Source organism: Cereibacter changlensis JA139 (genome assembly GCF_003034985.1).
In the GTDB taxonomy this organism is placed as follows: domain Bacteria; phylum Pseudomonadota; class Alphaproteobacteria; order Rhodobacterales; family Rhodobacteraceae; genus Cereibacter; species Cereibacter changlensis.
The window spans coordinates 1-5,119 of the sequence record NZ_PZKG01000204.1 but is presented as its reverse complement, the minus strand read 5'-3'; the positions used below and the strand labels follow the sequence as shown (position 1 = coordinate 5,119).

Here is a 5,119-nt window from a genome sequence, read left to right as displayed (position 1 = left end):
GGAAGGAGATCCAGCTCCTGATCGACGCGCTCGGCGAGGCCAACGCCGGGGCCTCGGCCGGCATGGCCGGCACCTGGTCGGGCATCATGTCGAACATCTCCGACCAGTGGACCCGCTTCCAGCGCATGGTGATGGGCAGCGGGCTCTTCGACTGGCTGAAGACCCGGCTGCAGGAGATCCTGGCGACCCTCGACGCCATGGTCGCCGACGGCAGCATGCAGCTCTGGGCCGACAAGCTCGCCGGGCTGATCCTGCGGGTGCTGACCGCGATCTGGGACTTCGGCCTGCGCGCGGTGGAGATCTGGCGGGCGGTCGCGCCGGTGGTGCAGCGCGTCGTCGAGACCCTGGGCGGCTGGGACGTGGCCGGCTGGATCGTCCTCGGCGTGGCGATGCACGGCACGGTGCTGGGGCTCGCCGCCGGCCTCGGGACCATGGCGCTCGGCGCGCTGCAGGCCGGCTGGGGCATCCTGTCGATGCTCGCGCCGATGAACCTCGTCCGCACCGCGGCGCTGGCCTGGATCGGCATGGGCCTCCTCGCCGCGGTCTCGGCTCTGGCCGTCGCCGGGCTCTGGATCTGGCGCAACTGGTCGGGGCTCACCGCCTTCTTCCGCAGCTTCGGCGCGGCCTTCCGCTCGGCCATGGGACCGGCCGCGCCGATCCTCGACCGGGTGGTCGCGCGGATCGAGGGGCTCTGGGCTTGGGTGCAGCGCCTGACCGGCCCGGTGGACGAGAGCGGCGAGAGCTGGATCCGCTGGGGCCGCGCCACGGGCGAGGCGGTCGGCCGGGTGGTGCGGGCGATCACCGAATGGTCGGCCGCGCATCCGCGGCTGATGATGGGCCTCGCTGCTATCTTGGGAGCGTTGGGGCTGATCCGGCTGATGATCACGCCGGTGACCGCCGCCTGGCGCATCCTGACCGCCGTGGCCTCGGCGCTCGGAACCGTCCTCGGCTTCGTCGCCCGCGCCGTGCTCTTCGTCGGCCGCGCACTGCTGCTCGCCGGCCGCGCCATGCTCGCCAACCCGATCCTGCTGGTGATCGCCGCCATCGCCGGCGCGGCCTATGTGATCTACCAAAACTGGGACGGCTTCGTCGCCTTCTTCCGCGGCAAGATCGACCGGGTGAAGGCCGCCTTCGAGGACGGGCTGGTGCGCGGCGTCCTGACCTGGATCTCCGAGATGAATCCCTTCCGCCTGATGCTGGAAGGCGCGGTGAACTTCACCGAATACCTCACCGGCTGGGATCTCGGCTGGATCACCGAGATGATCGAGAACGCCTTCAGCATCGACCTCTATGACGCTGGCGTGGCGATGATCCAGAGCCTCTGGAACGGCATCCGCTCGAAGATCGGCCAGATGGCGGAATGGGTGAAGGCCCAACTCAGCGCCATGATGCCGGAATGGCTCTCCGGCATGGTCGCGCCCGCCGCGCCGGCTGCAGGCGGCGACCCTGCCCCGCCGGGCCGCGCCCTCGGCGGGCCGGTGCGCGCCGGCCAGCTCTACCGCTGGCAGGAGGAGGGCCGCGAGCTCTTCGTGCCCCGCACCGACGGCCAGGTGATCTCCACCCGCCAGCTCCGCGGAGCCGCCGCCCCGGCCGCACCCCGGATCGCGGTCGGCGGCATCACCATCAACGCCGCCCCCGGCATGTCGCCCACCGACGTCGCCCGCGCCGTCAGAAAGGAACTGGCGGCGATGGCGCGCGAGACCGGCTTCGCCCTGAACGACGGAGGCGATTATGCCTGACCTCAGCCTGAGCCTCGTCATGATGGCGCTCGGAGCCTTCCGCTTCGGCGTCAACCGCGCGAGCTACCAGAGCTTCACCCGCTCCGCCTCCTGGCGCTGGGAGCAGCAGGACCGATTGGGCCGCGCCCCTGCCCTGCAATACCTCGGCCCCGGGGCCGACGAGATCAGCCTTGAAGGGGTGATTTACCCGCACTTCAAGGGCGGTTTGCGGCAGATCGAGCTGATGCGCCAGGTCGCCAATCTCGGCCAGCCGCAGATCCTGGTCGACGGGCTCGGCTGGGTCTGGGAGCGCTGGGTGATCACCGCCGTCGAGGAGCGCAAATCGCTGTTCCTCGCCGACGGCGCGCCGCGGAAGATCGAGTTCACCATCGGCCTCACCGCCTACGGCATGGATCTGGCATGACGAGCTATCGCACCCCATACCGAACCCGCGACGGCGACATGCTCGACGCGATCTGCAAGGCCGAGCTCGGCTCCGAGGCGCATGTGCCGGCGGTGCTGGAGGCCAACCCGCATCTGGCGGATCTCGGCCCGATCTATTCGGCCGGCGTGGTGATCGAGCTGCCTGCAGTGGTCCCCGTCGTGGCGACCGGCGCGATCCGGCTCTGGGGCCGCACATGATCCCGGCCTTCCGCATCACGGTCGCCGGCGAGGACGCCACCGCCCGCATCGCCGACCGGCTGCTGAGCCTGGTGATCACCGACGAGGACGGGAGCAAATCCGACCGGCTGGAGCTGGAGCTCGACGACCGCGACAGCCGCCTCGCCTTCCCCGACATCGACGCGAAGCTTGAGGTCTCCCTCGGCTGGCGGGGCCAACCGCTGAGCTTCATGGGCGTCTATGCCGTCGATGGCGTCTCCGGCGCCGGCCCCTCCCAGACGATGCGGATCACCGCAACGGCGGCCGACATGAAGGGCGAGATCCGCGCGCCGAGGACGCGCGCCTGGGAGGGCAAGACGCTCGCCCAGATCGTCAGCACCATCGCCGGCGAGGCGGGCTTGAAACCCGTGGTGGGCGAGAGCGTGGCGGGCAAGCGCTGGGACTACATCGCCCAGACCGCCGAATCGAACCTGCACTTCCTGAGCCGCATCGCCGCAACGCTCGACGCCACCGCCAAGCCGGCCAGCGGCGCGCTCCTCGTCCAGCGCCGCGGCGAGGGCAGGACCGCCGCCGGCGACGCCCTCACCCCGCCCGAGATCCCGCGCCACCGCTTCTCCGACTGGTCCTGGAGCTTCGAGGGCCGCAGCGTCTATCGCGCCGCCGAGGCCGAATGGATCGAGACCGGGACCGGCGTGATCCACAAGGTGAAGGTCGGATCCGGAACCCCGGTGAAGAAGATCCGCCATGTCCATGCGACGAAGGACGAGGCGATGCGGGCGGCGGAGGCGGTGCTGTCGGACGCGGGCCGCAGCGCCATGACGCTGGAGGCGACGCTGGCCGGATTCGAGCCCCGGCTGATGGGTGGGGCCTCCGTGAAGGTGGCGGGGCTCCGGCCAGAGTTGAACGGTGAGTGGCACTTGGAGCGGGTGACGCATCAGCTAACCGGCGGCGGGCTTGTGACCGGGTTCCGGGGGAAGAAGGAGAAGGCTTGAGAGCCGGCAGCAGTCGGCACCTCCTAAGACTGGGCACTACCCGTGAGAACCTCTGATGCCCGTCCCCAAATCACCAGCGTTGAGACCGATGGACCACTGGTGTATCCCGAGGCAATCGACGGGGATGCTGATTGCTCTACCGAATACGATGCGGGCGGCCGATGATAGCGCTGCCAGAACACGGGACAGAGCATGAGCAAGTACGATGATCTCCCACGCGAGCAGTTGATCGAACTGCTGGAGAAGCGGGAGCGAACCAAGAAGTTGGGCTTAGTCTGGGAGCGCGACGAGATCGAGGCGGACAACGCTGTCGACGCCAACTTCGTGATCGCGACTATCATACCTGAGCTGTCAGACGAGCAAACCCCGTGGCGCAATATGGTGATCGAGGGGGACAACTACGACGCTCTGCGTTGGCTACGCATGACCATGGCGGGGCAGATTAAGTGCATCTACATCGACCCTCCATACAATACCGGTGCGAAGGATTGGGTTTATAATGATCACTATGTCAATCTCGAAGACACATACTCCACTCGACTTGGTTGGAGTTTCTGTTCAGGCGTTTGACGCTGGCCCGAGACCTGCTGGCTGAGGACGGAGTCATCCTCGTCTCGATCAACGACGAGCAGCGTGCCAAGCTGGAACTCCTGATGGACGAGGCCATGCCGGGAATGAGGGTCGGGTCATTGGTCTGGCGGACACGAACGGGCGGGAACGAGGGACGCGAGGCATTTCTTTCAGACAATCACGAGCATGTTCTTGTCTACGCGAAGAGCGGTTTCCGCTTTGGGGGCACCAAGAAAAGTCTTTCGATCTACTCCAACCCTGACAACGACCCGCGCGGTCCATGGACAAAAGGTGACCTCACAGTAGGAGTTGGCTATCTCGATCCAAGGGCAGGGAAAGGTTACTATCCCCTCGTCGACCCTGAAACGGGGATACACTACCCATGCAACCCGGATGGAGTTTGGCGCTACGCATCACTGTTCGCTTCCGGAACCGGCGCGCGTATTAAAACTAAGTTCATCGAAGATTGGATTGCCGAAAAGCAGGTCGTCTTCCCATCCGATCAAAGGGTGGAAGTATGGTCAAGCATGGATGAGCTATTGCAAGCAATTGACCGTGAGGACGTCCCGCGCAGCGGGCGCTCCCCCAACTTGCGGCGGGAGCTTCCTGATCTGGACTATTGGATCGGTAAAAAAGTGGGCTTTGGCACACCTCGGTTTAAGCGATTTGTAAAAGACTTGAAAAATAGCACTCAACCCCTCTCGAGTTGGATTACTCCCAAAAGCGAACTTGGCTATGTGGGAGGCGAAGACAATGGAATCGTCTCTGGCACAAATGAAGAAGGTGCAAAGACGGTAAAAGCAATCTTTGGCTCCAAGGCTTTCAACTACGCCAAACCAGTCTCCTTAATCCGCGAGCTGGTTCGGCAGTCCACCAGCCCCGGCGACGTCGTACTCGATTTCTTTGCCGGATCCGCAACCACCGCCCAAGCTGTTATGGAATTAAATGCTGAGGATGGTGGGGATCGGCGCTTCATTATGGCATCGTCCACCGAGGCGACAGCGGAAGCCCCCGAAAAGAACATCTGCCGCGATGTGACAGCGGAACGCATCCGCCGTCTGAACGCCTCGAATGACAAGAAATTCGCGAACTTGTCCGCCGAGTTTGCCTATCTGCGCTGCCGCGAAATCGAGTTTGAGGATCTCGACCAGGACCTCACGCCAGTTGGAGGTCTGGGCTGCACTTGAAGCGCTGCACCGTCTGCCACTGACGCTCTAC

Annotated in this window: 6 protein-coding genes; all 6 read left to right on the top strand. The window is 65.4% G+C overall.

From position 1 onward, the window contains the following. Positions 1-1,739: tape measure protein (locus C5F48_RS25355; protein WP_107665842.1), on the top strand; the 1,739-nt coding region annotated here is incomplete at its 5' end. Further along, positions 1,732-2,142 (top strand): phage tail protein, encoded by a 411-nt coding sequence (locus C5F48_RS21735; RefSeq protein ID WP_107665841.1) that lies wholly within the window; start codon positions 1,732-1,734, stop codon positions 2,140-2,142. The genes C5F48_RS25355 and C5F48_RS21735, both read left to right, overlap by 8 nt. Then, on the top strand, positions 2,139-2,360 hold the full coding sequence (locus C5F48_RS21730; RefSeq protein ID WP_107665840.1) for a tail protein X: 222 nt from the start codon (positions 2,139-2,141) through the stop codon (positions 2,358-2,360). Before C5F48_RS21735 ends, C5F48_RS21730 begins: the two co-directional genes overlap by 4 nt. After that, on the top strand, positions 2,357-3,331 hold the full coding sequence (locus C5F48_RS21725) for a phage late control D family protein (protein ID WP_107665839.1): 975 nt from the start codon (positions 2,357-2,359) through the stop codon (positions 3,329-3,331). Before C5F48_RS21730 ends, C5F48_RS21725 begins: the two co-directional genes overlap by 4 nt. A 192-nt stretch (positions 3,332-3,523) precedes the next feature. After that, a complete protein-coding gene (locus C5F48_RS21720) occupies positions 3,524-3,901 on the top strand; it encodes a hypothetical protein (RefSeq protein WP_107665838.1) in 378 nt (125 codons plus the stop codon). Then, positions 3,877-5,088 carry a site-specific DNA-methyltransferase gene (locus C5F48_RS21715; RefSeq protein WP_170139779.1) on the top strand — a complete coding sequence of 404 codons (1,212 nt, stop codon included), beginning with the start codon at positions 3,877-3,879 and terminating at the stop codon, positions 5,086-5,088. Before C5F48_RS21720 ends, C5F48_RS21715 begins: the two co-directional genes overlap by 25 nt. The last annotated feature ends 31 nt before the right edge of the window (positions 5,089-5,119 follow it).